Origin of the sequence: Inquilinus limosus MP06, from assembly GCF_000767795.1 — a bacterium.
Classification (GTDB): Bacteria; Pseudomonadota; Alphaproteobacteria; order DSM-16000; family Inquilinaceae; genus Inquilinus; species Inquilinus limosus_E.
The window spans coordinates 1-2756 of record NZ_JANX01000705.1 but is presented as its reverse complement, the minus strand read 5'-3'; the positions used below and the strand labels follow the sequence as shown (position 1 = coordinate 2756).

The window sequence follows — 2756 nt, the reverse complement described above, 5'->3', positions numbered from 1 at the left end:
GCGCTGCCGCGCTGGATCGCGGCCCTGCTGCTGCAGCTGGTGCGAGGGCGTGCCCGCTGCGTGGGCCTGCTGATGTTCATCTATTTCGGCATGCCGGTGTTCCTCGGCGTCGACGTGCCGGCGCTCGTCGCGGTCGCCGTCGCCTACACCATCTGGACCGCGGTGTTCCTGGGCGAGATCTGGCGCGGCGGCATCGAGGCGGTGAAGCCGGCGCAGTGGGAGGCGGCGGAATGCCTCGGCCTGACCAAGTGGCAGCAGTTCCGCTGGATCATCGGCCCTCAGGCCTTCCGCATCGCCCTCCCGGCCACGGTCGGCTTCCTGGTGCAGCTGGTGAAGAACACCTCGCTGGCCTCGATCGTCGGCTTCGTCGAGCTGGCGCGGGCCGGGCAGATGGCCAGCGCCGCCACCTTCCAGCCGCTGCTGACCTACACCGTCGTCGCCGCGATCTACTTCGCGATCTGCTTTCCGCTGACCACCTGGTCGCGCTCGCTGGAGGCCCGTCTCAATGGCGCTCGTTGAAGTCCGGAACCTGCGCAAGCGCTTCGGCCCGGTCGAGGTGCTGAAGGGCGTCTCGCTGGACGTGGCGGAGGGCGAGATCGTCACCATCATCGGCCGCTCCGGCTCCGGCAAGTCGACGCTGCTGCGCTGCATCAACGCGCTGGAGACGATTGAGGACGGCGAGGTGCGGATCGAGGGCAGGCCGGTCCGCGCCGGGATGAAGGAGCTGCGGGCGCTGCGCCAGCGCGTCGGCATCGTGTTCCAGAGCTACAACCTGTTCCCGCATCTGACGGTCGAGCGCAACGTCACCCTGGCGCCGATCCTGACCGGCCGGATCCGCAAGGGCGAGGCGCGGGCGCTGGCCAGCGAGATGCTGGGCCGGGTCGGCCTGGCCGACAAGATCGACGCCTGGCCCGAGCGGCTGTCCGGCGGCCAGCAGCAGCGCGTCGCCATCGCCCGCTGCCTTGCCATGTCGCCGCAGCTGATGCTGTTCGACGAGGTCACCTCCGCCCTCGACCCCGAGCTGGTGGGCGAGGTGCTGCGGGTGATGGAGCAGATGGCCCGCCAGGGCATGACCATGATCCTGGTGACGCACGAGATGGGCTTCGCCCGCAACGTCGCGACCAAGATCGTCTTCATGCATCAGGGCCGCGTCTGGGAGGAGGGGCCGCCCGACCGCATCTTCGGCGACCCGCAGACGGCCGAGCTCAAGAGCTTCATCGGTTCCGTTCAATGACGCCAAGAAACAAGCAGAAGGAGGTTTTCATGATCACCGGATTCCGCCGCCTGATGGCCGCCGCCGCGGCGGTCGCGGCCCTGGCGCTGCCCGCCGCGGCGCAGGCCGACACGCTGCAGGACGTGCTCGACGCCGGCAAGCTCAGGGTCGGCGTGCTGATGGACGTGGCGCCCTGGGGCTTCAAGGACGACAAGGGCGAGGCCACCGGCCTCGACATCGACCTGGCGAAGCTGATGGCCGCCGATATGGGCGTCGAGCTGGAGCTGGTGCAGGTCACCGGGGCCAGCCGCATCCCCAGCCTGCTGGCCGACAAGGTCGACGTGCTGATCGCCGCCGCCGGCGCCACGCCGGAGCGGGCGCAGCAGGTCGCCTTCTCGCAGGCCTATGCGGCGGTCGATCTCGGCGTCTACGGGCCGAAGAGCATCGCGGCGACCGAGGACCCGAAGGCCCTGGCCGGCCACAGCATCGCCGTGGCCAAGGGCACGACGCTGGACCTGTGGCTGACCGAGAACGCGCCGGACGCGCAGTATGTCCGCTTCGAGGACGCACCCTCGGCCGTCGCCGCCTATCTCTCGGGCCAGGCCGAGATGTTCGCCGAGAACAGCGCCATCGCCCGCACCGTGTCGCAGCAGAATCCGGGCAAGGAGGTGGAGCTGAAGTTCCTGATCCGCCAGTCGCCCGCCCATGTCGTGGTCAAGCACGGCGAGCAGGACCTGCTGAACTGGATCAACACCTTCCTCTACTACAACCGCCTCAACGGCAAGCTGGCGAAGCTGCAGACCACCTGGTTCGGCGCGCCGCAGCAGGTGCCGCTGATGTAAGCCCGCTGCCGCCGCCCTGTCCCGGGCGGCGGCGCCTTCCGCTTCCCGAGGACCGAGATGCACACGGGTCTGTTCCACACCATCGATTTCGACGCCGACGGCAAGGTCCTGGACCATCTGGGCCTGCCCTTCTCGGTCGACCGGTCGCCCTATTTCCACGTCAAGGTCCCGGTCGCGCGGATCAAGAACGGTGACGGGCCGCGGGTGCTGCTGATGGCCGGCAACCATGGCGACGAGTACGAGGGCGAATTCGCCCTGGCCCGGCTGATCCGCCGGCTGGACCCGGCCCGGATGAAGGGCGCGGTGACCATCCTGCCGATGAGCAACGCGCCGGCGGTGCGGGCGTCGAAGCGCTGCTCTCCGCTCGACGGCGGCAACCTCAACCGCGCCTTCCCGGGCGACCCGGACGGCACCCCGACCCGGCGCATCGCCCATTTCCTGGAGCATGAGCTGTTCCCGCGCCACGACGTGGTGCTCGACCTGCATTCCGGCGGTACCTCGATGGCGCATCTGCCCTGCGCCCTGATCGAGCGGCATGCCGATCCGGCGCGGCAGGAGCGGGCGGTGGCGCTGATGCGCGCGCTGGGCCTGCCCTGGGGCTTCATCGCCGACAACGGGCCGGCGGCGCCGACCTCGATGGGCGCCGCGGCGCGGGCCGGCATCATCGGCCTGTCCGGCGAGTTCGGCGGCGGCGGCACGGT

At 70.1% G+C, this 2756-nt stretch carries 4 protein-coding genes; all 4 read left to right on the top strand.

Annotation, left to right across the window (positions count from 1 at the left end; translation table 11 throughout):
- The coding region (locus P409_RS31150) for an amino acid ABC transporter permease (RefSeq protein WP_034847614.1) at window positions 1–519 on the top strand (519 nt) is incomplete at its 5' end.
- Entirely contained in the window at window positions 506–1234 is a 729-nt protein-coding gene (locus P409_RS31145) for an amino acid ABC transporter ATP-binding protein (RefSeq protein ID WP_034847613.1), read from the top strand. The genes P409_RS31150 and P409_RS31145, both read left to right, overlap by 14 nt.
- Window positions 1235–1263: 29 nt before the next feature.
- Window positions 1264–2055, top strand: coding sequence for a transporter substrate-binding domain-containing protein (locus tag P409_RS31140; protein WP_034847611.1), 792 nt, complete (start codon window positions 1264–1266; stop codon window positions 2053–2055).
- 57 nt (window positions 2056–2112) lie between these two features.
- Window positions 2113–2756, top strand: a 644-nt coding sequence (locus tag P409_RS31135; RefSeq protein ID WP_034847609.1) for a succinylglutamate desuccinylase/aspartoacylase family protein, incomplete at its 3' end; no start/stop codon positions are given.